At 69.6% G+C, this 26,536-nt stretch carries 20 protein-coding genes; 12 read left to right on the top strand and 8 right to left on the bottom strand.

Going from position 1 to position 26,536, the window contains the following annotated elements; translation table 11 throughout:
• Positions 1 to 121 precede the first annotated feature (121 nt).
• On the top strand, positions 122 to 1,132 hold the full coding sequence (locus GH2_RS02240; RefSeq protein WP_066162499.1) for an ATP-binding cassette domain-containing protein: 1,011 nt from the start codon (positions 122 to 124) through the stop codon (positions 1,130 to 1,132).
• Positions 1,129 to 1,968 carry an ABC transporter permease gene (locus tag GH2_RS02235; protein ID WP_066162496.1) on the top strand — a complete coding sequence of 280 codons (840 nt, stop codon included), beginning with the start codon at positions 1,129 to 1,131 and terminating at the stop codon, positions 1,966 to 1,968. The genes GH2_RS02240 and GH2_RS02235 overlap by 4 nt, the downstream gene beginning before the upstream one ends.
• Positions 1,969 to 2,047: 79 nt before the next feature.
• Here the strand turns inward: GH2_RS02235 and GH2_RS02230 are convergent, their stop codons facing one another.
• From GH2_RS02230 to GH2_RS02210, 5 genes are read right to left on the bottom strand one after another with little or no spacing between them, the layout of a single operon-like run.
• Positions 2,048 to 5,272 carry an ATP-binding protein gene (locus GH2_RS02230; protein WP_066162493.1) on the bottom strand — a complete coding sequence of 1,075 codons (3,225 nt, stop codon included), beginning with the start codon at positions 5,270 to 5,272 and terminating at the stop codon, positions 2,048 to 2,050.
• Positions 5,273 to 5,301: 29 nt separating this feature from the next.
• Positions 5,302 to 6,327 (bottom strand): FecCD family ABC transporter permease, encoded by a 1,026-nt coding sequence (locus tag GH2_RS02225; protein ID WP_244885290.1) that lies wholly within the window; start codon positions 6,325 to 6,327, stop codon positions 5,302 to 5,304.
• Positions 6,324 to 7,364 (bottom strand): FecCD family ABC transporter permease, encoded by a 1,041-nt coding sequence (locus tag GH2_RS02220; protein ID WP_157085969.1) that lies wholly within the window; start codon positions 7,362 to 7,364, stop codon positions 6,324 to 6,326. The genes GH2_RS02225 and GH2_RS02220 overlap by 4 nt, the downstream gene beginning before the upstream one ends.
• A gap of 36 nt (positions 7,365 to 7,400) precedes the next feature.
• Positions 7,401 to 9,194 carry a siderophore-interacting protein gene (locus GH2_RS02215; protein WP_066162484.1) on the bottom strand — a complete coding sequence of 598 codons (1,794 nt, stop codon included), beginning with the start codon at positions 9,192 to 9,194 and terminating at the stop codon, positions 7,401 to 7,403.
• A gap of 9 nt (positions 9,195 to 9,203) precedes the next feature.
• A complete protein-coding gene (locus GH2_RS02210) occupies positions 9,204 to 10,193 on the bottom strand; it encodes an ABC transporter substrate-binding protein (RefSeq protein WP_066163276.1) in 990 nt (329 codons plus the stop codon).
• A gap of 202 nt (positions 10,194 to 10,395) precedes the next feature.
• Here GH2_RS02210 and GH2_RS02205 point away from each other — a divergent pair, with 202 nt between their 5' ends.
• Positions 10,396 to 11,127 (top strand): AraC family transcriptional regulator, encoded by a 732-nt coding sequence (locus GH2_RS02205; RefSeq protein WP_066162481.1) that lies wholly within the window; start codon positions 10,396 to 10,398, stop codon positions 11,125 to 11,127.
• A gap of 15 nt (positions 11,128 to 11,142) precedes the next feature.
• Here GH2_RS02205 and GH2_RS02200 read toward each other — a convergent pair whose 3' ends face one another.
• Both GH2_RS02200 and GH2_RS02195 read right to left on the bottom strand, forming a co-directional pair.
• On the bottom strand, positions 11,143 to 14,199 hold the full coding sequence (locus GH2_RS02200) for a hypothetical protein (RefSeq protein ID WP_239588660.1): 3,057 nt from the start codon (positions 14,197 to 14,199) through the stop codon (positions 11,143 to 11,145).
• 322 nt (positions 14,200 to 14,521) lie between these two features.
• Positions 14,522 to 15,529, bottom strand: a complete 1,008-nt coding sequence (locus GH2_RS02195) for an AraC family transcriptional regulator (protein ID WP_066162476.1) — start codon at positions 15,527 to 15,529, stop codon at positions 14,522 to 14,524.
• A 116-nt stretch (positions 15,530 to 15,645) separates the two neighbouring features.
• On the opposite strand from GH2_RS02195, the gene GH2_RS02190 reads away from it, so the two are divergent.
• From GH2_RS02190 to GH2_RS02175, 4 genes are read left to right on the top strand one after another with little or no spacing between them, the layout of a single operon-like run.
• Positions 15,646 to 17,094: an aldehyde dehydrogenase gene (locus GH2_RS02190; protein ID WP_066162472.1), complete on the top strand. Its 1,449-nt coding sequence runs from the start codon at positions 15,646 to 15,648 to the stop codon at positions 17,092 to 17,094.
• A gap of 39 nt (positions 17,095 to 17,133) precedes the next feature.
• The gene (locus GH2_RS02185; RefSeq protein ID WP_066162469.1) at positions 17,134 to 17,925 is read left to right on the top strand and encodes a maleylpyruvate isomerase family mycothiol-dependent enzyme; all 792 of its coding nucleotides are present in this window, start codon (positions 17,134 to 17,136) and stop codon (positions 17,923 to 17,925) included.
• 50 nt (positions 17,926 to 17,975) lie between these two features.
• Complete coding sequence (locus GH2_RS02180; protein WP_066162465.1) at positions 17,976 to 18,812, top strand: SDR family oxidoreductase; 837 nt, start codon at positions 17,976 to 17,978, stop codon at positions 18,810 to 18,812.
• Between the two features lie 48 nt (positions 18,813 to 18,860).
• Positions 18,861 to 20,441 (top strand): acyl-CoA synthetase, encoded by a 1,581-nt coding sequence (locus GH2_RS02175; protein ID WP_066162462.1) that lies wholly within the window; start codon positions 18,861 to 18,863, stop codon positions 20,439 to 20,441.
• Here GH2_RS02175 and GH2_RS02170 read toward each other — a convergent pair.
• Positions 20,386 to 21,756 (bottom strand): FAD-binding oxidoreductase, encoded by a 1,371-nt coding sequence (locus GH2_RS02170; RefSeq protein ID WP_157085968.1) that lies wholly within the window; start codon positions 21,754 to 21,756, stop codon positions 20,386 to 20,388. The genes GH2_RS02175 and GH2_RS02170 overlap by 56 nt on opposite strands.
• A gap of 148 nt (positions 21,757 to 21,904) precedes the next feature.
• Here GH2_RS02170 and GH2_RS02165 point away from each other — a divergent pair, with 148 nt between their 5' ends.
• The 5 genes from GH2_RS02165 to GH2_RS21950 all read left to right on the top strand — a co-directional run bounded on the left by GH2_RS02165 (position 21,905) and on the right by GH2_RS21950 (position 26,495).
• Positions 21,905 to 22,732 carry an alpha/beta fold hydrolase gene (locus GH2_RS02165; RefSeq protein WP_066162454.1) on the top strand — a complete coding sequence of 276 codons (828 nt, stop codon included), beginning with the start codon at positions 21,905 to 21,907 and terminating at the stop codon, positions 22,730 to 22,732.
• 213 nt (positions 22,733 to 22,945) lie between these two features.
• Positions 22,946 to 23,641 (top strand): S1 family peptidase, encoded by a 696-nt coding sequence (locus tag GH2_RS02160; RefSeq protein WP_066162451.1) that lies wholly within the window; start codon positions 22,946 to 22,948, stop codon positions 23,639 to 23,641.
• A 174-nt stretch (positions 23,642 to 23,815) separates the two neighbouring features.
• The gene (locus GH2_RS02155; RefSeq protein WP_066162448.1) at positions 23,816 to 25,279 is read left to right on the top strand and encodes a DUF3375 domain-containing protein; all 1,464 of its coding nucleotides are present in this window, start codon (positions 23,816 to 23,818) and stop codon (positions 25,277 to 25,279) included.
• The gene (locus GH2_RS02150; protein ID WP_066162445.1) at positions 25,276 to 25,902 is read left to right on the top strand and encodes a DUF4194 domain-containing protein; all 627 of its coding nucleotides are present in this window, start codon (positions 25,276 to 25,278) and stop codon (positions 25,900 to 25,902) included. The genes GH2_RS02155 and GH2_RS02150 overlap by 4 nt, the downstream gene beginning before the upstream one ends.
• Positions 25,899 to 26,495, top strand: coding sequence for an ATP-binding protein (locus GH2_RS21950; RefSeq protein ID WP_244885289.1), 597 nt, complete (start codon positions 25,899 to 25,901; stop codon positions 26,493 to 26,495). Before GH2_RS02150 ends, GH2_RS21950 begins: the two co-directional genes overlap by 4 nt.
• The last annotated feature ends 41 nt before the right edge of the window (positions 26,496 to 26,536 follow it).

The following is a 26,536-nucleotide window of genomic DNA, read 5'->3' as shown; positions in this document are numbered from 1 at the left end:
GCTTCTGACGGTACCGCCTGACCGCCGTCGACGAGTGGTGACGAGCCGCTTCGACCGACGCCGACAGTCGATGTAAGAGCGTGCAAGGGCCACGACAGACGCCGCGCGCACAGTTGCCGACATGACAACGACACTCGCGGCCCACGACGCCGCCATCGGTACAAGCACCGATCTCGCGATCGACGCGCGCGGTCTGGTGAAGCACTTCGGTGAGACGAAGGCCGTCAACGGCATCGATCTCGCGGTTCCCGCAGGCACCGTCTACGGGGTCCTCGGCCCCAACGGAGCAGGCAAGACCACCACCGTCAGCATGCTCGCGACACTGCTGCGGCCCGACGCCGGATCGGCCCGGGTCTTCGGCTACGACGTGGTCGACGACGCCGTCGCCGTCCGGTCGCTGATCGGCGTCACCGGGCAGTACGCCTCGGTCGACGAGGATCTGACGGCGACGCAGAACCTGGTGCTGTTCGGCCGACTGCTCGGCAAGTCCCGCACGCAGGCCAAGGCTCGCGCCGAGGAACTCCTCGCCGACTTCGCCCTGGAAGAGGCCGCCTCCCGTCCGCTCAGTGAGTTCTCCGGCGGCATGCGCCGACGACTCGACCTCGCCGCATCACTGATCGACACGCCGCCGCTGCTCTTCCTCGACGAACCGACCACCGGCCTCGACCCGCGGACTCGCGCCCAGATGTGGGAGACCATCCGCAAACTGGTGGCCCAGGGCGCGACCGTCCTCCTCACCACGCAGTATCTCGACGAGGCCGATCAGCTCGCCGATCGGATCGCCGTGATCGACCGCGGTCTGGTGATCGCCGACGGCACCGCCGACGAGTTGAAGCAGTCGGTCGGCACCAGCACGCTGATCCTGACGCCTGCGGACCGCGCCGACGCCGCGAGTGCCGCTCAGATCGCCGAGAACGTGCTCGGCGACCCCGCCGCGTTCAGCCCGGAGGCCGGTCGCGTGACGGTCACTCTCCATCACCCCGACCGCGTGCCCGACGTCCTGATCGCGCTGCGCGACGCCGACATCGCAATCGACGAGATCACCGTGTCCAAACCCACCCTCGACGAGGTCTTCCTGACCATCACCGGCAACGACGACTCCGCACCCACCGCCCAGGAGGCCCACTCATGACCACCACCCTCGACTCCCCGATCCAGCGCGCACCGATCAACATCGAAGCGACCCGCACCCAGGCCCGCCGATCCATCACGCTGGTCGAGACCGTCGCACAGTCGTTCTCGCTCGCCTACCGCAGCGTCGTCAAGATGATGCGCAACCCCGAACAGTTCTTCGACGTCGTCCTGCAGCCGATCATCTTCACGCTGATGTTCACCTACATCTTCGGTGGCGCGATCAGCGGCGACACCGCGAGCTATCTGCCCGTCATCATCCCCGGCATCCTCGTCCAGACCGTCATCGTCACCTCGATCGTCACCGGCACCCAACTCCGCGAGGATATGAACAAGGGCGTCTTCGACCGCTTCCGCTCGCTGCCGATCGCGCGGATCAGCCCGCTCGCCGGCGCACTGCTGGCCGACGTCATCCGCTACCTGCTCGCCACCGTGATCACCTTCGGCGTCGGCATCGCGATGGGCTGGCGGCCCGATCCGCTCGGCGTCCTCGGCTCCACCCTCCTGGTGCTGGTGTGCAGCTTCGCCGTCAGCTGGATCTTCGCGCTCATGGGCTGCCTGATGAAGAAGGCGTCCGCCGTTCAGGGCATCTCCATGCTCATCATGTTCCCGCTCACGTTCATGTCCAACGCCTTCGTGCCGGTCGAGACCATGCCCGGCTGGCTGCAGAGCTTTGTGAACGTGAATCCGGTAAGCCACTTGGTGACCGCCGTCCGCGAACTGTGCAACGACGGAACCGTCGGCATCCACGTGGTGTGGAGTCTGATCGGAGCGGCCGTCATCGTGGCGATCTTCGCGCCGCTCGCCGTCCGCGCGTACATCCGGACCGCCAAGTAACCCCCTGAATCAGTGCTGGGCGATCAGTGCTGGGCGATCAGTGCTGAGCGACCGGTGCCGCGGAGTAGTCGCGGGCCGGTCACACCAGCGGCGTGCGCTCGTCGAAGATCCGCTGGGTCTCGGCGAGCGCTCGCCGTCGCGGCAGGTGCCCGTAGGCGTCGACAGCCGCCGCCCACCCCGCGTCGTCGGCGCCGGACAGCTCCCGACGCCGACCGATCAACTCGTGCATCGCCGGATAGTCGTGCCGCACCCGCAGCCGCTGGGCCAGAATCAGCAGCGCGACCCCGTCCGGATCGCCCGGCGACAGGCGGCACACGGCCGCACCGGTCACCAGAGCCAGATTTCCCGTCTGCGGAATGTCCACCCATCCGGTCATCATCAGATCACCGCTCTGAGCCAGCACCGCACCGGCGAACTCGGCCGCCGACTCTGCCTCATCCAGACAGAGCAGGCCCGCGGCCGCGGCGGCGATCGTCATCACCGCGCCGGGATCGCGCGCCGCCATCGGATGCCCCGCCAGCAGGGTCTGGCCGGCCTGACGATAGATCCCCGCGACGTCGACGGCATCGCCGCCGAGGTCATCCGTGTCTGCCGAGGGCGGCGCCGTCCGGAGGTACTCGGCCGTCACCAGCATCATCACTGCCGCGGTCTCCGGGTTGCCCTGCGGCGCAGGGTCTCCGGGCAGCCACCCGCACCGCACCGCGTCGAGGTCGGCGCGCGCCCGCCGGTAGTCACCGAGTTGTAGTCGGTTCGCGACGATGTATCCGCGGACCTGCTGCAGATCGTCGACGGCGTCGAGTTCGACGAAGCGCCGCTCGCTGGATTCGTACAGTCGCAGCGCCGTCCGCCAGTGCCCCTGTTGACTGTGCACGCTCGCGGTGGCGATGTCGGCGACCGCCGAGACGAACACGTTCAGCCCACCCTCCACCTCGGCGAGCTGCTCGCTGTCGCGGCCGGCGCCGACCAGATTGCCGAAGTTCTCCTTCATGTTGAGCCGAACGGCCAGACCGAGCCCGCGGATCGCCGGTGGTCGGAATTCCGCGCACGCCTCCACCACCAGGCGATAGAACCCGTACACGGTGCGGCACAGCATCATCGCCGCCAACAGCTCGAACGGATCGGTGAAGATCGCGCCGCGGTTCGCGAGTCGCCGCAGCAGCATTCGGCCTTTGGCGATCGAGCGCATCTCCCCGATCGGCATCATGTGCATCACCGCGATGACCACGCTCGCCTGCCAGGCGCGGCGAGCGTCGTCGTCGAGGCGGGGCGGCGGCACGGTCAGGGCGTCGAGGACGCGCCGTCCCCAGATCTGGATCTCGGGATGCAGTCCCCGCGTCGCCCAGTACACGCCGACCACGGGGAACACCTGCACCACCGTCTCGAGGGCCGCGGGGTCGGTCGCTGCCAGTCCGCTGCGCAGCGCCCAGATCAGGTTGTCGGCCTCGCGTCGGGTGTCGACGACCAGTTCGCCGTCGGACGATGCCTCGACGCGCGTCCGCAGGTCACGGGCGAAATCCGTGGCCCACAGCCGCATCGCCGCGGCGACGGCCGCCTCGTCGGCGGTCTCCCGCAACTGTTGTTCGCCGAACTCCCGCACCATCTCCAGCATGCGGAACCGGGTCTCACCGCCGTCGTCGTACACCTGCAGCAGCGACTGGTCGGCGAGTGCCGCGAGCGCGTCGTCGAGCACCACGCCGGCGAGTCCGCTCAGGCGCTCGGCCGCCGCCCGCGAGAAGCCTCCCGGGAACAGTGACAGCCGGGCGAGCACGGTGCGCGGCGCGTCGTCGAGCAGATCCCAACTCCATTCGATCACCGCGGACAGCGTGCGGTGCCGATCAGGCACCGTCCGGTCCGCAGACCGCAACAGCTGGAACCGTTCGCCGAGGCGTTGGCTGATCTCCTCGACCCGCATCGTCCGAACGCGGGCGGCGGCGAGCTCGATCGCCAGCGGCAGACCGTCCAGCCGGGCGCAGAGGTCGGCGACGGCTGCCATGTCCATCACGGCGTCGGGGCGCACCGCGCGGGCCCGCCGACAGAACAGTTCCACGGCCGACGGATGCCTGCCCGCCACACTCAGCACCGGGAGTTGGTAGACCTGTTCGGCCGGAATCAGCAACGGCGAGCGGCTGGTGGTCAGAATCCGCAAGCCGGGGCCGGCGGCCAGGATCGAATCGACCAGGACCGCGCACGCGTCGATCACCTGCTCGCAGTTGTCCAGGATCAGCACCGCCGACGATCCGCGCAGCGCATCCTGCAATCGTTCCGACAACCCCGCACTGACCTTCCGCGGACCGGCGTTGCTGAGTTCGGATTCGCCGACGCCGAGCGCCCCGGCCACCGCGGCCAGCAGGTCGTCGCCGTTGCGCACCGAGGCGAGCGGGACGAAGTAGACGGCGCGGCCGTCCTGCGCCAGCCGTCGTCCGATCTCGGTCGCGATCCGCGTCTTGCCGACCCCGCCCGGTCCCTGCACGGTCACCACCCGGTGGGTCTCGAGGTCGGCGGTGATCGTCGTCAGGTCGGCGGCGCGGCCGATGAGTTCGGTTCCGGTGTCGCGCAGTCCCGCGCCGGGCGACGGCAGACGACGCGGCGGCGCCGGAACGCGCGTCTGGGACGCTGCCAGCAGCCGCGCATTGAGTACGGTCGCCTCGGGTCCGGGGTCGGCGCCGAGCTGTTCGACGAGCGTCCGCCGCAAGCGGGAGAAGACGGTGAGTGCTTCATTGGTGCGACCGAGTTCGGCCAGCGCCGTCATCAGCAGCACCGCCGCCGACTCGTCGAGCGGGTCGGTGCGCAGGCGTTCGCGTGCGCATTCGGCCGCGACGTCGAAGGCTCCGCGGGCCAGCGCGTCCCGCGCCAGGGCTTCGTCGACGCGCAGCCGCAGTCGGCGAGCGCGGTCGGCGAGATGATCGGCCACCGGAGCGGCGCCGAGGTCGTCGCCCGGCGCACCGCGCCACAGCGCTGCGGCGCCCGCCGGGTCGTCCGCCGCGAGCCGGTCGGCGACGAGATCCATGTCGGTGGTGGCTCCGGTCAAGCGATACCGACCGTCGGAGCCGTCGATGTGCGCGGGTGCCGAGACCGTCCGCAGCCGAGAGATCTGGGTGTGCAGCGCGGACGCAGGCGATTTCGGCGGGTCGTCGCCCCAGACGTCGTCGATGAGCCGCTCCGCCGACAGCGACTGTCCCGCGGCCAAGGCCAGTGCCACCAGCAGGCGCTTGGCGCGGGCGCCGGTGATCTCACGACCGTCGAGCGTCACCGGTCCCAGCACGCCGATCACCACGCGCGGCGATGCGACAGCGGACTCGGCCATGCATTCAGCGTACCGAGGGCCGCACACCGTTATTTCGCCGTCTCACGCACCAGCAGCCACACCAGATACAGCCCGCCGAGGGTCACCGTCACCACCCCGACCGGTGGCCGTGCCTCGCCCAGGAGGTGGACCGCGATCACGTCGGCGGCGGCGAGCAGCGTCGCGCCGACGAGCGCCGAACCGACCAGCGAGAGCGCAGGTGATCGGGTCATCCGCTTCGCGATCTGCGGCGCGGCGAGCGCGATGAACGCGATCGGCCCGGCGACGGCGGTGACGATGGCTGTGAACACGACGCCGACCAGCACCATCACCAGTTTGGTGCGTTCCACGTCGACCCCCAGCGCCGCCGCGGTGTCGTCGCCGAGATCGAGCTGCCGGACCCGGTACGAGAGCGCAGGCAACAGCAGGGCCAGGAGTGCGGCGACGAGGGTCGTGACGGCGAGGGGCTCCCAGGTCATGTCGGCGAGCGTGCCCGCTCCCCAGATCGCCGCCTCCCGCGCCTCGTCGAGATCGGCTTGCACGCTGAACCAGTGATTGAACGAGGTCAGGACCGCACTGACGGCGATGCCGACGACGATCAGCCGGAAGCCCGCCATTCCGTGCTTGTAGGCGAGGAAGAAGATCGCGAGCGCGGCCACGGTGCACCCGGCGACGGCGCCGAGCGCCAGCTGGGCGAAACCACTGCCGCCGACCATCAGCACCACGATCACCCCGGTGTACGCGCCGGAGTTGAGTCCGATCACGTCGGGACTGCCGAGCGCGTTGCGGGTGAGCGCTTGAAACAGCGCGCCGCTGACGCCGAGACAGGCGCCGAAGACGATCGCGGCGAGGGCACGGGGAGCACGCCAGGAGAAGATCAACTGCTGGCGCGACGTCGCGTCGCCGGTCGCGAGCGCGGCCATATCGCTCAGGCTGAGCCCGCTGCGCCCCAGTCCCAGCGCCAGCAGGACCGTCGCCACGAGCATCGCCGCCAGCAGGGAGTTCACCACCACTGCGCGCCAGGTGAAGCGCATCGCCGCCGGCCCCAGCGCAACAGTCCGCGTCGTCGCCGTCACAGCGCCTTCGCCCGTCGTACCAGCCAGATCAGGATCGGCGCACCGATCAGCGGCGTCACGATCCCGACTTGCAGCTCCTCGGGCCGCACCACCACGCGCCCGACGAGATCGGCCACCAGCAGCAGCACCGGTCCCACGAGCGCGGAGTAGGCGATCACCCAGCGTTGGTCCGCACCGACGAGCATCCGGACCGCATGCGGAACCATCAGGCCGACGAAGGCGATCGGGCCCGCGGCGGCCGTCGCCGCCCCGCACAGCAACACCAGCGCCACCACGGATCCGAAGCGAGTGAGACCCACGCGGGCGCCCACCGCGCGCGCCATGTCGTCGCCGAGCGCGACGGCGTTCAACGACCGTCCCGCAGCAACTGCGAGAACCAGGCCGAGCACGATGATCGGCGCGACGAACTCGACGGTCCCCGGGGGTCGGTCGGCGATGCTGCCGACACCCCAGAAGCGCATCCGCTCGAATCGGCTGGGATTGACCAGCGAGAGACTCATGCTCAGCCCGTTGAAGACGGCGGTGAGCGCCACTCCGACGAGCGTGATGCGCAGCGGCGTGGGACCGGCGGCGCCGCGCGCGGCGATCACCATGACCAGAATCGCGGCGAGCACCGCCCCGATCATGCCGAGCCACACGAACTCCGAGATCGTGGTCAGCCCCAGGTAGGCGACGCCGACGGCGACGGCCAGCCCGGCGCCCGCGTTGACACCGAGCAGCCCCGGGTCGGCGAGCGGGTTGCGTCCGATGGCCTGCATCAGCGCGCCGGCCACACCCAGCGCGGCCCCGATCAGGACGGCGAGCACCGTGCGCGGAAGCCGGGTGTCGACGATGGTGATGTGGTCGATGTCGGCGCCGTCGTACGCGGTCAGCGCCTGCCACACCGTCGAGATCGGCAGCGGCGCCGATCCGACCGCGAGACTGGCCAGGCACAGCAGTGCGAGGACCGCCAGCACGCCGAGGAGGGCAGTCAGTCGACCGGCCCGCCGCGACGGCGCCCGGCCGCCGGTCGACGGCGACGCGTCGAGCGCGATCACCGCATCACCGGTCCCCGGCCCGCGGACCCGGCTCGATCATGACCGCTCGCAGACCACGGCCGTCACACCCCACCCGAGGGCGGTCTGCGCCGTCGGCGCCCAGCCCGCGTCGGCGGCGAGGTCGGCCAGTTCCGCGGCGTCGCGCGGCCCCCGACCGACGGCGGCGGACGACACCACCGCCGCCTCGAGGTAGCGGGGATCGAGCGCGTCGCCCGCCACCGGCTCCACCATCACCAGGCGGCGTGCGTACCGACGGGCCTCGGCGAGGACGGTGCGGGCTTCGACGTCGTCGCGATAGCCGAGGGCGTAGACGAGCACCACGGTGTCGTGGTCGGTCCACGCCTCACGGAAGGTCAGTCCGTCCAGCGGTGACGACGTGTCGCGCACGCCGTCGGGTTCGCCCGCGGTCACGATGGTCGCACGGCCGCTCAGGACACCGGCACGGCTCAGCCCCTCGGCGACCACCGCGGCGCCGGGTCCGGCGAACGCGACCCCCGGATCGGCGAGTCCGGGGAGCTCGCCGATGCCGGGAACCAGAAACGCCAGGCGCTCGGCCTGCTCCACCAGCTCGGCGTAGGCGTCCGGATCGTCGTGCACCCCGGTGGCGTGACTGCGGCCGAACCGCCGCTGCGGCACCGACTCGCCCGCACGGAGAGCATCGGCGAGATCGCCGACGAGCAGCGCGGCGTCGGCGTCGGCGCCGTCGAAGCGTTCGCGGCAGTGCTCGTCGGTGAGGAGATCGTCGCCCACCTCGCCGAGCGTCACCGAACCGTCGACGGTCGCCAGCACGCGGCACGCGAGAAGAAGGTCCAGCAGCGGATCCAGACGATGCGGGTCCACTCCGATCGCTGCCGCGACTCCCCCGCGATCGAGTGTGGCGGCATCGACCGCCTCCAGCAGCCCCAGCTGGAGTGCGGCGCGGACCGCGAACCACGACACCGGGGAGTCCACCACGGCCGACCCGGCGCCATCGTCCCCCGCGGCGGCCGGCTCCGCCTGCGCCGTCTCCGCCGCACGCCGGTGCCAGTAGCCGGTGATGTCGGTGTTGCTCTTGTCGGCGTCCAGTTCCCGCTTCACGAACTTGCGGATCGGCAGCAGCGCACGACTCTCCGCCGCCGCCCACACGTACGGTCGGCCCGGCGGTCGCGGCAGTGCGGTGACCGCGTCGATCAACGCCCGGGGATCGCCCGGCTCGGCGATCACCCAGGTCACGTGGTCGTCGTCGCGCTCGCCGAGCGGCTGCCGGGCCGCCTCCGCCGGCACCGCGACGACGGCGCGCACCGGACCGGCGACGGGACGTTCGGTGAAGAATCGACGCAGCGCGGGCAGCGCGGTCTCGTCGCCGATCAGCAGGGCCCAGTCCACGTCCGTCGGCACCACCGTCGACGATTTCGGTCCCACCAGCCACACGTCGTCGCCCGGACGTGCCGCGCTCGCCCAAGCCTCGGCGGGGCCCCGCTCGGCCGCGCTCCCCGAGGAGTGGATGACGAAATCGAACGCGATCGTCTCCTCGTCCACGACGATCGGCGTGTAGTCGCGGGTCTCACGGACCTCGGACGGCAGCCAGTCGATGCTCCGGGCACGCTGCACCGGCAGCGCGTCCGCGAGGTCGCCGCCGGGCGCGAAGATCAGCTTCACGTGATCGTCGAACGCAGGCGAGGCGAAGGCGGGCAGATCGAGTCCGTCGCGGCGGAACGCGCCGAGTTCCGGTCCGCCGACGACCACGCGACGCATGTGCGGCGTCAGCGACTCGGCCCGGACGACGACGAGCTTGCGCAGGATGATCGGCGCCGGGGTGAAGCGCGGCTGGGTGAGCCGAACGGAGGCCATCACTCGTCCCTACTTGGTATCGGTGAACTTCTGCTCGACGATGTCGAGCATGCGCATCGCCTCGTCGTAGTCACTGCGCTGCACCCAGAACGGCAGGTCGTAGGCCTGGTTCTTTCCGAATGCAGGCAACGCCGCGTAGATCGGCTGCTTGCGCAGCTCGTTCACCGATGTGACGTCCGCATTGAAGCCGAGCACGAAGACGGTGTCCTGGGTGATGACCTGTCCCACCTGCTCGGTCGACAGCGCGAAGCTGTCGCCGCCCTCGGTGTAGGGCTCGAACTTCCCGGTCGCGAACAGCGGCGCCGGCCGGAAGCCGAGGCTCGCGAACTCCTTCGGGAGGCCGCGGTTCTCGATCGAGACGAAAGCCCGGCCGTCGGCAGTGAACGTCAGGAACGCCGATTCACCCGCGGGCACGGTGATCTTGTCGCGGACCTCGGCGGCGCGACGGTCGTACGCCTCGACGGCCTCGGTGTACTTCTCCGGCTGACCGAACACGTCGTCGGCCAGGAACTTGTACTGGTCGCGCCACTCGGTGAGGTCGCCGCTGACGATGACGGTGGGCGCGATCTCGGAGAGTCGGTCGTACGCCGTCGTCGCGTGCTTCAGCGGGAAGCCGATGCCGCCGGCGATGATCAGGTCCGGGTCGGCGTCGAGGATCGTCTCCATGTCGAAGCCGTCGTTGCTCCACGGGAGGAACTGGGTGTCGTTCTTCTTCGCGTCGTCGGCCCACGCGTCGTCGTACTCGTGCTCGCCGTCGGTCACCGCGGGGGTCATCGCGACGACCGGGACGTCGAGGTCGAACAGGTATCCGGCGAGGGCGTAGTTGAGCAGCACCACGCGCTTGGGCGCGGCGGGGATCGTGACGTCGCCCTGGTCGGTCTTCACGACGCGCTCGCCTCCGGCGTCGTCGTCGCCGCTCGACGAGCAGCCGGCGACGAGCAGCGTCAACACAGTGAACAGCGCGACGAGCACCGCAGGCAGGGTGCGGGAAGTACGCATCGAGACCACCATTCTTCGTATCCGGTGCCGTCGCGACGACGGTTCACCACTATAGTTAGGTGAGACTAAGCTAAACGACGTTCTCGAGGAAATCGTCCGAAGGCGACCCGAATCGATTCCCAACCGGACATCGGATCACCGGAACCCGCCGACGGCGGCGCCGCACCCGTCGACGAGGACGCACAGAACCGCAGGGGGCCCGATGCCTGACCACGTACCCGGCCGACTGGCCATGCTCGCGCCCGACACCGCGTACCGCTTCCTCGGCCACCCTCGGCACAGCCATTCCACGCCGCACCTGATCTACGTCGTCACCGGGTCGGCCACCATCGACGTCGGCGGCGAGCACGTGGCGTTGGGTGCGCAAGAAGCAGTCTGGCTGGCACCGAACATCCCTCATGCAGCGCGGTACTCGCCCGGCAGCCTGGTCCTGGGGCCGATGCTGTCACCGTCCACGCTGCCGCCGGAGCCGGTCCACCGACTGGGCTCCATCCCCGCACTGACCGCCGTGATGACCGCCCTCGTCGGCGTGGCGCCGTCGACCACCGAGCAGATCGCTGTGTTCCGGAGCGCCATCGACGACGTCCTCGGCCGGGTCAGCGGCCCCTACTTCGCGCTGCCGACGCCGCGCCACCCGATCGCCGCCGCCGTCGCCGAGCAAGCACCGATCTCGACCGAATCGCTGGATCTGCTGGCCGCACGCCACGGAGCCAGCGCGCGCCACATCCAACGTCTCTTCGTCGCCGAGACCGGAATCGGATTCCGCCAGTGGCGCGTGCGGGCCCGCCTCAACATCGCCATCAACCGACTGCGTGCCGGAGCATCGGTACGACGCGCCGCCCACGCCGCCGGATACGAGACGGCGTCCGGACTGAAGAAGGCGCTGCATCGGGAGGGCGGGCTCCACATCGAGGATGTGCAGAACCCGCGGTGACCGGAACGCGGCGCGCTACTCCGCGTTTCTGCTCCGGTCGAGCGCGTCGGCGCGGACGACCACCGCGTTGGCGATCAGCAGGTCGGCGGCCACCATCGCCGGGCAGTAGTCGGCGAGCTTGGCCCACAGGGCGCGGCCTCGGGCGTCCAGGACCGGCTGCTTGAGCCGACCGTAAGCCTGCAGCCGACCGATGGCGGCGAACGCCATCGACTGCATCGACAGCAGCATCCAGGGATGCGTGATGGTGTCGACGCCGTCGAGCGCCTCATTGCGCGCCACGATCAAGTCGTACAGCTGGGGCGACGCGCGACGCACGTCGCGGAGCATCTTGTTCACGTATCGGGGCGCCACCTGACTCACCGGGTCGGCCATCCACTCCTCACGCAGGTGGAACGCCTCGATGGTCGCCGCAGTCCGCATGTCGAGATCCACCAGCGGGCCGGGCACGATCCGGAACCGCTCGAACAGCGCATCCACCTGATCGCGGCCCATCGCCCCGACGGCCAGCACGTTGGCGTCGAAGACACCTGTGCGCGGGTCGCCCATCCGGCCGCTGGCGATCAGCCGGAGAAGGTCGTCACCACCGCGGGTCGAGAGGTACGACTGCACGTCGTCCCGCCCCGGCGCCGACGGATCGACAATCACGGCCGTGGCGAGGGTGCAGCCGATGTACGGGTTCGGGTGGGCGCGACCGTAGTCGGCCGGAATCTCGAAGACGCGCTCGGCGAGGCCCGACCGGATCATCAGCGCCGGAATGCGCGACGGCGCCACCGGGCTGTCTCCGAGCGCCAGCAGCGAGGCCGTCGGATCGGCGACGAGGAGTTGCTCCACCGCATCCTCCTCGTCGGCATCGTCCTCGGCAGCACCGTCCTCGTCGGCACCGCGCGCGTCGTCCTGGTCCGCGGTGCTCGACTCCGCGGCAGCGCCGGCCGCGGTCTCCGCCGCAGGTTCGGCCTGGCCTGCTTCGTCGTCCGGCAGGACGATCTCCGCGACCGGACGCTCGTCGAGCAGCAGCCACGCGGCGGTGAGCTCATCGCCGGTGTGGTCGACGGCGTTCGGCTCCACGGCGGTCGCCGTCCGGACGACGGTCGCGACCTCCGCCTCGTCGGACTCGCCGTGCTCGTCGTCGATCAACGCGACCAGGCTGCCGCGCACCATGCGTTTGGCGGCGTCGGCGACAGCCCGCGTCCCGATGGCGAACTCGGTACCGGAATGCGACTCGGCGTCCCACTCCCGAACAATGTCGCCGTCGGCGTCGAGCAGCGCGAACGAGACGTCGACCGCGCCGGGGATCCGGGCCGTGAGCCTGGCCGACGCCGCGTCCTCGATCGCGATCTGGGGCAGTTCGGTGCGCCAGACCGCCGGGCGGCCCGGGTGCTCGAAGCGGATCTGGGCGTGCGGCGGTCGGATGGACAGTTCCACCTCCACCTCGCCGGCGCCTGCCGTCGCGACGCGCGCGATGTCGTCGGGGCCGAAGGCCAGTTCCGTCTCGGACACCTCGAGGTCGGTGGAGACCGCCAGTTCGGTCGTCGAGGTGGTGAGGCCGTCCGCCTGCGGCAACCGGACCGCCGGATCGTGGACCGCCTCGAGACCTTCGGCCAGGACGACGGTCAGGCGCAGGTCCAACCCGTACCCGTCGCCCGCGGCGATCTCGTAGCGCCCGATCAGCGGCTCGTCGAGGCCGTCGAACGGATCCGCCGACGTCACGTAGTCGGCCGCCGCCCACGGGTAGTCGACCAGCCAGTCGCGCTGCCCGGCGCGGCGGACCCGGACCCGCCACTCCTTGGCGTCGACGCCCTCATGCGCGGGCAGATCCACCAGCGGCCGCTCGCCGTAGACGCGCTCGCCGCCCCGAGTGGTGACGCCGGAGAGGGGTTCGGGCAGCGCGTACAGCGGGGTCTCGACGGGCAGGACGCGACGCGTGCGCCCCATCTTGCCGTCACGTTTGGTGCGCAGGTCTCGATGCCCCGCGAGATCGACGGTGCGCATCTCCCAACCGTCCCACGGCGCGGGTCGGCGATCGGTGACGACCACCTTCGCGCGGCTGCCCGCGACGAGGTCCACATCGCGCGGGACCAGGACCGTCAGTTCGGTGGCGGGCAGCGACTCGAACCGCGAGAGTGCCCGACCGTCGGCGCCGAACACCACGATGGGATCGGACGGATGGAAGATCGGCACCACGCGGCGGATACCGGAGTCGAGGTCCACCAGCACGCTCTCGCGCACCGCTACCCCGATCGGCGCGGCGGCCGACTCCCCTGCCGGGACCGACACCTGTTCGGGCGCCTCACCGTTCCAGAGTCGCCACAGCGCATCGATCTCGCCGCCCGGGATCAGGACCTGGATCTCGCCGTCCGCGGCATGGCACCGCAGACGCGGGAAGCCGACCGTGCAGAGTCGCTGGGCGGCGTCGCCGTCCAGGAACGGCTTCTCCTCCAGCCGTGCGATCACCGCCGTCAGCACAGCGGGCGGCAGGTCGGCCGTGGTCGGGGTGATCGCCTCGAGCGCCCACTCCTCCGGGTGTGCGACGGTGGCGACCAGCAGGTCGGTGATGCGGCTGAGGATGTTGACGGCGATCGCCGGGGCGTGCTGCAGCAGCATCCAGTACGCATCGGGGAGCTCGGCGCGACGATGTGCGAATCCGGGCTCGGTGACTCGGTCGAGGAGTGCGGTCCCGCTCGGCTCGTGGCCCGCGGCCACATGCTGCTCCACCGCGGCCACCAGACCGACGACGGTCTCGCGATCCAATCCGGCGTGCAGGTCCAGCAACGGCAGCACCGACGTCTCGCGCAGGCCCTCCACGTCGCGCAGGCCGAACTGTCCGAGCATGTCGCCGAGCAGTTGGTCCACCACCTGCTCGAATCCCTTGTCACGCGCCCGGCCGATCGCCGTCCAGAACCCGTCCCAGAATCCGGCGCCCGGCTCGGTGGAGCGCAGTGCCGCGTGCCCGACGAGTCCGGCGATCGTCAACGCCGGGAACCGCATCAGGAGGGCGATGTGCGCGCCCGGCGGAACCTCGTCCATCAGCGCGCCGACCTGCGACCGCGCGCAGCGGTATTGCTCAGGGCTCAAGTTCAACTCGAGAACGAGGTCTGCGGCGGTATACGCCTTCCCCAGTTCAGTCTCGAATCCATTGGCACGATCAATCACCGAAGCGGTCATTCGAGCTGTCTCACACACCTTTTCGCACTCGTCACAGCACCCGGAGCCAGGACCGAAGAGTATCGGGAGGCGGTCAGTCCGACGACCACCGGGACAGAGGAAAGATACCCGGTCTGACCGGGTTCTCCCGCACCGGCGTCAACGCGCTGTGGTCATGTTCACCCACGCTTGACGAAACCGGCATCAGTCGACCTATGTCGGATCGATCGTGGCGTCGACGGCGGCGGCGGGTTCAGTCTGATGAGCGGCCGAGCAACGCTCGACGCTTGCGCAGCGGCGGCATCCCGAACCACCGGCGACAGCTCCGCGTCAACGTGCTCTGCTCGGAGTATCCGATCTGCCGGGCGACCGCCGACAACGAGACGCCGGGATTCGCCAGCAGTGTTGTCGCGATGTCGCGGCGCGCGTCGTCGACCAGCCGATCGAACGTCGTACCGCTCTCGGCGAGTGCCCGCTGCACCGACCGCGGATGCATCATGAGCAGTTCCGCGACGGTGTCCAGGGTCGACGCGCCGGCGGGCAGCGACCGGACGATGAGCGCCGACACCGCGTCGGTGAACGAATGCGCACGCTCGTGACCGGCCATGGCGCGGATGGCGACGTCGTAGGTGAGCGGGTCCGCGCGCGGCAGTCGGCGGCGCAGGGTCTCGCGCGGAAACGTCAGCGCGATCGCGGGCGCATCGAACTCGACCGGGCACCGGAAGTATTCGAGGTACACGCTCCGGTCGGCGATCGGCTGGTGGTCGAATGCGACTCGCGTCGGTCGGAAGTCGGGCCCGGTGAACATCCGACATGCCGAGAGAGTGACCCCCATCGCGAGCTCCACCACGTGGGATCGGTACGGCAGGCGCTGCGGCAGGGTCTCCAGCACATAGCTCACCTCATCGCCGTGTTCGCGCAGCTCGGTCGCGAGGGCCGGGCTGTACACATGCGTGTATCGGGTCACTTCGCGGAGGCCGTCGCCCATCGTCTCCGCGTGCCGTGCTGCGATGGCCAGCGGCCCCAGGATGTCGGGATCTTGGCGCGCGGCCAGACGCAGGCCGAAGTCCGGAACGCCGAACTCCGCCGCACACACACCGACCAGGGTCGACAATGCCGTGAACGGAATGAAGCGGTCGTACGCGCCGACCACCGACGGGTCGATCCCGACTCGTGCGAGAACCGCATCCGCGTCCCCGCCGCAGTCGGCGATCAACTCGGGCGCACGACTCAGCGATGACGCGCAGATCAAGTCCGACATGGTTTCAACTGTCAAATAGTTGTCGTGAGATGTCAAGAAATGCCTGCCGCCCACTGTGATGATGGGCATAGCGAAGCCGCCAGTCGATCCCACGACACACCTGCCGAGGAGTTGCCATGACCACCGACCTCACACGGAATCACCTGTTCATCAACGGAGCCTGGCAGACGCCCGGGAGCACCGCGACGATCCCGGTGATCTCGCCGTTCACCGAGGAAGTCATCGGCACGGTTCCCGAGGCGACGGCCGAGGATCTCGACGCCGCGGTGGCGGCGGCGCGGACCGCCTACCGGTCGGGGTGGCGGGACCTGTCGCACGCGGAGCGCGCCGCCCATCTACGACGCTTCGCCGACGAACTGGAGGCGCGCGCCGAGGACCGTGCCCGCACCGTCACCACCGAGAACGGCATGCCGATCGCCCTCGCACGATTCGCCGAGGGTGCGGCACCCGTGCAACTGCTCCGCTACTACGCCGACCTGATCGAGGTCACTCCCGCCGAGGAGCAGCGGGCCAGCACCCCAATGGCAGGCACCACGATCGTGCGCCGCGAACCAGTCGGCGTCGTCGCGGCCATCGCACCGTGGAACTTCCCCGCCGTCCTGTCGATGTTCAAGATCGCCCCGGCGCTCGCCGCCGGGTGCACGGTTGTCCTGAAGCCGTCGCCCGAGACCAGCCTGGACTCGTACGTCCTCGCCGACGCCGCGGTCGCGGCCGGTCTCCCGGCAGGCGTGCTCAACATCGTCAACGGCGGCACCGACCTGGGCCGACGTCTGGTCTCGCGCCCGCACGTCGACAAGGTCGCCTTCACCGGATCCACCGCGGCGGGGCGCGAGATCGGTCGCGTCTGCGGCGAGCTCATCCGCCCGGTGACCCTGGAACTCGGCGGCAAATCGGCGGCGCTCGTCCTCGACGACGCCGACCTGGAGCAGACCGTGGCCGGACTGGCGACCGCCTCACTGCTCAACACCGGCCAGACCTGTTACATGTCGACCCGCATCCTGGTGCCCGCACACCGCTACGACAGCTACGTGGACGCGGTCACGGCCATGTCGTCGTCGTTGCCGATCGGCGACCCCATGGACGAGGACGTCGCGGTGGGCCCGCTCGCCAGCGAACGGCATCGGGACCGCGTGCTGTCGCTGATCGCGCGCGGCCGTGACGAAGGCGGAACCGTCACGACCGGCGGCGGCCGCCCCGACGGCGTCGATCGCGGATTCTTCGTCGCGCCGACCGTGTTCACCGGTGTCGACAATTCGGCTGCCATCGCACGCGAAGAAGTGTTCGGCCCCGTCCTGACGGTTCTGAAGTACGACGGGATCGACGAAGCGATCTCGCTCGCGAACGATTCGTCCTACGGCTTGGGCGGCACGGTCTGGACCACCGATCCGGACCGCGGGGTCGACGTCGCGCGCCGCATCGAGACCGGCTCGTTCGGCGTCAATTACTACAACCTCGACTGGGGCTCCCCGTTCGGCGGCGTCAAGGACAGCGGCGTCGGCCGCGAGCTGGGCCCCGAGGGACTGGCCGCCTATCAGAGCCTGAAGTCCATCTTCCTGCCCGGCTGACCGGCCGTTCCCGCACTTCGATCACAGGAGACCATCGACATGTCCGAACACGGAGTCCGCGCCGCACAGGCGCTGGTGGACGACACACTCGCCCTTCTCGCTGCCCTCGACGACGGCGACTGGTCCGCCGACAGCGCCTGCCACGGATGGCGAGTCCACGACGTCGTCACCCACATGGGGTTCTTCTTCAATTTCATCGCCGACCCCGATCTGGTCCTCCCCGACAACCCCAGCGGCACGTCCGAGCGCTTGAACGACGCCGCGGTCCGCGAACGTGCCGACTGGAGCAGCGCCGACGCGATCGCGTACTACCGGGAGCAGTCGACGGCGGGACTGGCCACCCTCTCCGCGCTTCAAGGCGAGGAGTTGCGCGACGCGCCGCTCGCGATGCTCGATCTCGGGACGTACCGCATGAGCGAGCTCAGCAACGCGGTGGCGTTCGACCATCTGGTCCATCTGACGTGCGACCTGATGGAACCGTTCGGTCCGGTGGCGCGGACCGAGGTGTCGGTCGGCGAGGCGATCGACCCCGCCGTCGACTGGATGATGGCCGGGCTTCCCCAGATGAACGGCGCCGCGCTGCACCCGGTCCTGAGCACGCCGCTCGGCCTGCGGCTGACCGGCGCGACCGAGCGGACCTTCGTCATCGAACGAGCCGACGACGGCGTCGCGGTGCGCGAGACCGACGACCTCCCCTCGGACGTCGCGACGTCGGAGGCCACCGATTTCCTGCGTTGGGGCACCGCCCGCAGCGCGTGGCGGTCGGCGGTCACCCGCGACGGCGACCACGCGCACATCGCCGCGGTGCTCGACGCGATCGACATCGTCTGAGCACACGCACCCGTCCCGAACACCCCACCCCACGTACAAGGAGTCTCACCATGTCCGAGCATCTGGCCGGAAAGGTCATCATCGTCACCGGCGCCGCCAGCGGCTTCGGCCGCCTGATCGCGGAGAAGACTGCGGCGGCCGGCGCGCACGTCGTCGGCATCGATGTGGACGTCGACAGTCTGAACACCGTGGTCGGCGGCATCGTCGAGCGCGGAGGCGCTGCCATCGCACAGGTCGCCGACGTCACGGACATGACCCAGATGGCGGCCGCGGCCACGGCCGCCGTCGACCGCTTCGGCGCCATCGACGTGCTGGTCAACAACGCCGGCGTGATGCCGCTCGCCTACTTCGCCGATCACGCACGGGCGTGGCAGAAGTGGCACGCGGCGATCGACATCAACATCAAGGGTGTCGTGAACGGCATCTCCGCCGTCTACGACCAGATGATCGAGCAAGGCCGAGGCCAGGTGGTCAACATCTCGTCGATCTACGGCAACGCGGGAATCGCGGGATCCGGCGTGTACTCGGCGACGAAGGCGGCCGTCACCACCATCTCCGACTCCCTACGCATCGAGGCGAAGGGCAAGATCAAGGTCACCACGGTGAAACCGACCGGTGTCACGGGAACCAACCTCGCCAGCTGGATCGTCAACGACGACGCGATCATGGGCCTGGTCGGCCAGCGCGCCGCCGAATACGGCGAGCACGTGACCGCGCTGATGAACGGGGAACTGCCCGACGACCTCACCGATGTGGACTCGATCAAGTACTGGCTGATCACCCCGGACGACCTCGCGAACGCCGTCGTCCACGTGATCGATCAGCCGTGGGGAATCAGTCTGTCCGACGTCACCGTCCGTGCCAGCGGCGAAGACTACCTGTACTGAGTCCGAGCCCACTCGTCCCACTGCCCTCCATCCGACCGGGAGACATCGATGTACCCAGGAGCCCATCTCGCCACGCGCGGCCACGATCCCGCGATCATCATGGCGGACACGGGTGAGACCGTCACCTTCCAGCAACTCGAAGACCACTCGATCCAGGTCGCGCACGCACTGCGCGCCGCCGGTGTCGCGCCCGGCGACCATGTGGCGGTCCTCGCCACGAACACCGCGCGCGTCTTCGACGTCTACTGGGCGGCGATGCGGTCGGGCGTCTACCTGACGATGGTGAACTGGCACCTCACTGCCGCCGAGGCCGCCTACATCGTGTCGGACTGCGGGGCGCAGACTCTCATCGTCGACGCCGCACTGGGCGATCTCGCCGGTGAGCTGCTCGCCCTCACCGACGGCGTCCGCACGCGCTTCTCGTACGGGGGCCTCCTCCCCGGGCATGAGGACTTGGACGCGCACGCCGCCTCGGCGTCGACCCTCGCGCCGTCGGACCAGCCCCGCGGAGCGGACATGCTGTACTCGTCCGGCACCACGGGACGTCCGAAGGGCATCAAACCGGCCCTGCCGGGACGCCGGATCGACGAGCCCGGCGACACGATGATCGCGATGAACGCCGACGTCTGGGGCGTCGACGCGGACACCGTGTACCTCTCGCCTGCACCGCTGTATCACGCAGCGCCCCTGCGGACCTGCGCATCGGTGCAGGCGCTGGGCGGCACGGTGGTGGTCATGGAGCGGTTCGACGCGCAGCACGCGCTGGCGCTGATCGAACGTTATCGGGTCACCTACAGCCAGTGGGTGCCCACCATGTTCGTCCGGATGCTGCGTCTGCCGCGCGACGTCCGCGAACAGTACGACCTGTCGAGTCTGCGGACCGCGGTGCACGCGGCTGCACCGTGTCCGGTCGACGTGAAGCGGCAGATGATCGAGTGGTGGGGTCCGATCCTGTCCGAGTACTACTCCTCGACCGAGTTGAACGGACTCACCATCGTCGACACCGACGACTGGCTGCGCCACCCCGGAACGGTGGGCCGCGCCGCACTGGGGACCGTCCACATCTGCGACGACGACGGCGCCGACGTCCCGGCGGGCACCACCGGCACGATCTACTTCGCCCGCGACGAGCTGCCGTTCGAGTACCACAACGCGCCCGAGAAGACCCGTGCCGCACAGCATCCCGACCATCCGACGTGGACCACGACGGGCGATCTCGGTTACCTCGACGACGCCGGCTACCTGTTCCTGACCGATCGGGACTCGTTCCTGATCATCTCCGGCGGCGTGAACATCTATCCGCAGGAGGTGGAAGACGCGATCATCTCGCATCCGTCGGTGCTCGATGCCGCGGTGATCGGGCTTCCCGACCCGGATCTCGGCGAGCGCGTCGTCGCCGTCGTGCAGCCCGCCGCCGGGCACGGATCGACGACCGACCTCGAGACCGCGCTGATCGAGTACCTGCGTCCCCGGATCGCGCGGTTCAAGATGCCGCGCGAGATCGTGTTCCGCGACTCGCTGGCGCGGACGCCGACCGGGAAGCTCGTCAAGAGACGCCTCGTCGAGGAGTTGGCTACCCCAGCATCACTCCCGGATTCAGCAGCCCCTGCGGGTCCAGCGCCTGCTTGATCGTCGCCATCAGATCCATCACGTCGTCGCCGACCTGATCGCGCAGCCAGCCCTTCTTCAGCCGACCGACGCCGTGCTCGCCGGTGATGGTGCCGCCGAGCGAGACGGCCAGGTCCATGATCTGACCGAAGGCGCGGTTGGCGCGCGCCACCTCGTCGGGGTCGGTCGGGTCGTGCACGATCAGCGGATGGGTGTTGCCGTCGCCGGCGTGGGCGATCACCGAGATCAGCACGTCGTTCTCGTCGGCGATCGCCTTCACCGCGTCGATCAGGTCCGGCAGCGCGGGCAACGGCACGCCGACGTCTTCCAGCAACAGCGCGCCGAGCTTCTCCACCGCGGGGATCGCCATCCGACGGGCGACGGTGAACGCCTCCGACTCGGCCGGATCCGACGTCGAGAACACGTCCTCGCCGCCGCACCCGCGGAACGCCTCCTCGATCAGCGCGACCTCGGCCTCTCCGGCGGGGCCGGGCGCGTCGGACTGCGCGACCAGCAGGGCGCCGGCCTCACGATTCAGCCCCGTCTTGAGCATGTCCTCGACGGCGTTGATGGAGACACCGTCCATGAACTCGAGCATCGCCGGACGCAGTTTGGCGGTGACCGCCAGAACGGCTTCGCTGGCCGCCCGCACCGTCGGGAAGGCGCCGACCACCGTGCATGCGGGCGCCTGCGGCGGCAGCAGCCGCAGGGTCACCTCGGTGATGATGCCGAGCAGCCCCTCGCTGCCGACGAACATCTTGGTCAGCGGCAGGCCCGCGGAGTCCTTCAGTTGTTTGCCGCCGATGCGCAGGGCGCGACCGTCGGCCAGCACCACCTGCAGACCGAGGACGTAGTCGACGGTGACCCCGTACTTCACGCAGCACAGTCCACCCGCATTCGTCGCGACGTTGCCGCCGATGCTGCAGATCTCGAACGACGACGGGTCCGGCGGATACCAGAGCCCCTTGTCGGCCGCAGCCTGCTTCACCTCGGCGTTGAGCATGCCCGGCTGGCTGACCGCCGTGCGCGTCGCGGTGTCGATCGTCAACTGGCGCATCTTCTCGGTGGAGAGCATCACGGCGCCGTCGACCGCCGTCGATCCACCGGAGAGGCTGGTGCCCGTGCCGCGGGTGACGAGTGGGATCCCCGCCTCGGCGCACCACCGCACGGTGGTCTGCACGTGCTCGGTGGTCATGGTCCGCACCAGGGCGAGCGGTGTGCCCGCGTCGGGATCGTTGGCGCGGTCGTAGCGATACGCGGCCAGGATGTCCGGGTCGACGATCACCATCCCCGGCGGAAGCGACGCGGTCAAACTGGACAGGTCCGGAGCGGTCATGGTCTCCACGATAGGCATGGCCGTCCCGTCGTCGTGCGGCAATCGACCCTTGACCGGGGCACGGTCTCGGCATAGCGTTCCGGACACGGAACTTTTCCGTGACTCGCGGTCACATTTACCGATGCGGGTCCGACGATCAGGAGTCCCAATGAAGAGTTTTTCACGTGCCGGACTGACGTTCGACGTCGTCGACGCGGGCACCGCGACCAACGGCACCGTGGTGCTGCTCCACGGGTTCCCCCAGACCTCTCACTCGTGGCGCGCCGTGACACAGATCCTGGTTGAACGCGGCTACCGGACCATCGCGCCGGATCAACGCGGCTACTCCCCGCAGGCCCGGCCGCGCGGACGGTACGCCTATCGGATCGGCGAGCTGGTCTCCGACATCGAGTCGCTGATCATCCAGTCCGACGCAGGACGGGTTCATCTGGTCGGACACGACTGGGGCGCACAGGTCGCCTGGATGCTGGCCGCCGCCCGACCCGATCTCATCAGCACGCTGACCACCGTCTCCGTCCCGCATCCCGCGGCCTTCGTCGCGTCGATGACGCAGAGCGATCAGCTCCGGCGGTCGTGGTACATGGCGGCGTTCCAGCCGCCCAAGCTGCCGGAACTGCTGATCGACCGGAAACCGCAGGTGCTCGACCGCATGCTCGCCGAGACCGGCATGGATCCGGAGATGATCGCCGACACCCACCGACTGGTCGTCGACTCCGGAGCACTCACCGGCGGATTGAACTGGTACCGCGCGATCCCCTTCGGGAGGCCCGGCGAGATCAGAAAGCGCATCGCCGTCCCCACAACCCATGTCTGGAGCACCGGCGACACCGCGCTCGCACGTCGCGGAGCCGACCTCGCCGGCCGCCACGTGGACGCCGATTACCGCCTCGTCGTCATGGACGACGCGACGCATTGGATCCCCGAACAGAACCCCGCCGAGATCGCCGAGATCATTCTCGACCGGATCGAGGGATGACGGCGTCATCGCCGCAGTCCACGCAGCGAAAATCACCGTCGCGCAACACGTGTCTAAAGATTTGAACTCGATTACCGCCTGTGCTTGACTCTCCTCAAGGATCGGCGCTGGTCGGTCCTACGTGGGGGGAGGTGCCGGCCTTCTACACGACCGCCGAGGAGCCTCGACAGTCTGGGGAACCTCCGAGTGACCGGCACACATAAGGGGAAATACGTGAAAGCTTTTCGCAGAGCACTGCTGGCCATCGGCGCCGCGGTAATCGCACTGAGTCCGGCCGCCGTGGCCACTGCGGCGCCCGCCGCGACCGTGGGCGGCGGCAGCGGCATCGTCGTCAACGGACGCTCGCTGTGCACCATGACCGCGGTCGGCCACGACCGCGGCGGCAACCTCGTCGGACTCACCGCAGGCCACTGCGGCAAGCTCGGCGCCTCGGTGAGCCTGGAGCGCAATCGCAGTGCGGGCACCATCGGCCGGATCGTCACGCGCAGCCAGAACTGGGACGTCGCCGTCATCCAGCTGAACCCGAGCCGCGTGCGGGCCGTCAGTCGCGTCGGCAGCGCTCGCATCCGCGGCGTCGGCAACTACCCGGCGCCGCTGACCAACGTCTGCAAGTCCGGACGCACCACCGGCTTCACCTGCGGACCGACGCTCATCGACGAGCGTTCGGTGGGCTACAGCTATGTGTGCGCCGCGCCGGGTGACTCCGGCGGCCCGGTCATCCAGAACGGCCGCCTGGTGGGCATGCTGAACGGCTCGGTGCGCATCCTGGGCCCGGGCACACCGTCGATCGAGTGCATCCACCCGGCCTTCCCGGTCTACACGCCGATGGTCGCGACCAAGATGACCGACATCCTCAAGGTGCTGAAGTCGGCGCCGCGCGCCGTGGGTTCGGGTTTCCGCACCCTCTGACGCACCGCGAACGCCTGCCCTCGACACCCCGCGACGCCCCGAGCGTCGCGGGGTGTCGTCGTTGCGTGCCCCTTCCGTTGTGGCGCCCTGACCGACGACGCCGCGCGAAGTATGTCCGTACCCCCGCCTACCCTGTGTCCTTGAAGGGAATCCCCGTCGACGAAAGGACCCGCCATGTCGGCCGTCGGTGACGCGCATCAGCTCAGCGCGCTCCACCGGGACAGTTCCGGGTGGGCGCTGCTGCGGTCCGACAACGCACCGCTGACCATCTCCCTGCTCGGCAGGCACTTCGGCGACGGCGTCCGCAGCCTCCCGGCGCCGGAGTTGTTCGATCTCCTCGACGCCGACCTCGAAGCGTTGCGCGACGACGGCTACGACCTCCCCCGGTCCGGTCAGGGCTACTGCTCCGACTGGGTGCGCGCCGGGTTCCTGCTGCGCCGCGCCAGCGCTGCCTCTCGCGAGGAGTTCATCGAGCCGACGGAGGGCACGTTCGCGGCCATCGCCTTCGTCGCCGGACTCACCTCGCCCATCAGCACCGTCACCGAGTCGCGGCTGACGACCCTCGCCACCCAACTCGCGAACCTCGCGCGCGACACCGATCCGAGCGTCGAGACACGACTGGCTCGGCTGCAGGCCGAACGCGACGAGATCGACCGGCAGATGGCCGCGGTGCGCTCGGGCGATTTCCCGGTCGTCGACGGCGACCGCGCCCTGGAGCGCTCGCACGAGATCCTGTCGCTGGCCTCGGAGATCCCCGGCGACTTCGCCCGCGTGCGCGCCTCGTTCGACGAGCTGAACCGGACGCTCCGCGCCCGCATCCTCGATGAGGACTCCGACCGCAGCGACACTCTCGGCGATGTGTTCCGCGGCGTCGACCTGATCGGCGATTCCGATGCGGGTCGCAGCTTCACCGCGTTCTACGACACCATCCTCGACGCGTCCCGGTCCGCCCAGATCGACGATGCGATCGGCGCCGTCCTGGACCGCCCGTTCGCCCGCCGACTCAGCTCCGCCGAGCGTCGCAGCCTGCGAGCACTGCTGTCCGACATGGAGAACGCCGCCGCCGAAGTGCACGACACCATGACGTCCCTGTCCCGGTCGCTGCGGCACTTCGTGCAGTCCCGCGCCTACGAGGAGCATCGACGCCTGCAGCAGCTCATCCGGACGGCGCAGCAGCATGCCCGCGGCGTCGCGCAGGTCCGCAGGCCCTACGACGTCCTGGACCTGGAACTGATCCGCGTCGGCATGAGCCTCGAGTCCGTCGCCGCGCTCAAGCCACACAATCCGGCCGACGACCGCGTCGTCGACCAGGTCGAGATCCATGAGCCCGGCGTCGCCGATCTGGCGGAGCTACGACAGCTGGTCCGCGAGTCGGAGATCGATTTCCACGAGCTGACCGACAACATCGTCGCGACCCTGCACACGCGCGGCCGCGCCAGTGTCGGCGACGTCCTCGCCGACCACGAGGCCACGCAGGGGCTCGCCTCGGTGGTCGGGCTGCTGGTGCTCGCCGTCCGGCACGGTCACCCCACCGCCGACTTCGAAGCCGTCCAGTGGACGTCCACCAGCGGCGTCCGGCGGCGTGCCCGCATCGTCCGTCACGTCTACGATCCCACCGCCGAGGAGTTCCGCCGATGAGCGACCACGACGTCGAACCGACCGCCGAACCGGGACCGACCGCCGCCTATGCCGGCGACACCGGGGAGCTCAGCATCGACACCCGCCGCGCACTCGTCCAGCTGTTGAAGGGCCCGCTGATCACGGCGGCCAAGCACCCCGACATCTGGCGCACCGTGCTGCGCGACGAGGCGATGCTGCGCTCCCGCGCCGCCGACGTCTTCCTCGATCTGGTGGTCGACGACGAGAACCAGCTCGCCTTCACCCGCCCCGCCGACACCGGCGAGGTGGACGCGCCGACCGTGCTGCGGACCGAGCGGCTCACCTTCATGGACACCGTCATGCTGCTGGCCCTGCGCCAGCTGCTGCTGCGCTCACAGCCGGGCGACCGCGTGATCGTCGACCGCGACGAGATCGCCGACCAACTGGAGATGTATCGGCGGCACACCGACACCGACCCGGCGGGCTTCCGCAAGCGCATCAATGCGTCGTGGACCAAGCTGACCAAGTACTCGCTGCTGTCGTCGACCACCACCGAGGACCGCATGGAGGTCTCGCCCGTCCTCCGACAGTTGTTCGACGCCGACCAGATCGCCATCGTCGCAGGCGAATTCGCGGCCATCGTGGATCAGGAGACACCGTGAACGATCATCCCGGCCAGCACAGGCTGGCCCGCGTCCAGGTGATCAACTGGGGCACCTTCGACGGCTACCACCAGTTCCCCGTCGCCCGCCGCGGCTTCCTCATCACCGGCAACTCCGGCTCCGGCAAGTCCACGCTCCTCGACGGGATCTCGGCCGTGCTGATGCCAGCGGGCAGCGTGAAGTTCAACGCGGCCGCCCAGGAATCGGAGCGGTCCGGGCGCAACCTGATCAGCTACATCCGGGGCGCCTGGCGTCGCGACACCGATGCCGACTCCGACGCCCTCGTCAGCAGCTATCTGCGGGCAGGCGCGACCGTCTCCGCCATCGCCCTGACGTACCGGACCGACGACGACGCCTCGCCGGTCACGCTGATCAAACTGATGCATCTCGGCCGGGGCAAGAACTCGGCGAGCGACGTCAGCCACCTGCACGTGCTGGTCGACGACGACTTCGATCTCACCGATCTCGTCGGCTACCTCACCTCCGGCATCGACACTCGCGCGATCCGGAAGCGGTGGCCGTCCGCGGAGATCAACCCGTCCTATTCGCCGTTCGCCCGCAAGTTCCGCAGTCGTCTCGGCATCTCGACCTAGGGCGCGCAACGACTCCTGCATCGCACCCTCTCGGCGAAGAG

Origin of the sequence: Gordonia hydrophobica NBRC 16057, assembly GCF_001592365.1 — a bacterium.
Lineage (GTDB): Bacteria > Actinomycetota > Actinomycetes > Mycobacteriales > Mycobacteriaceae > Gordonia > Gordonia hydrophobica.
This window is presented reverse-complemented; position numbering and strand designations above follow the sequence as displayed.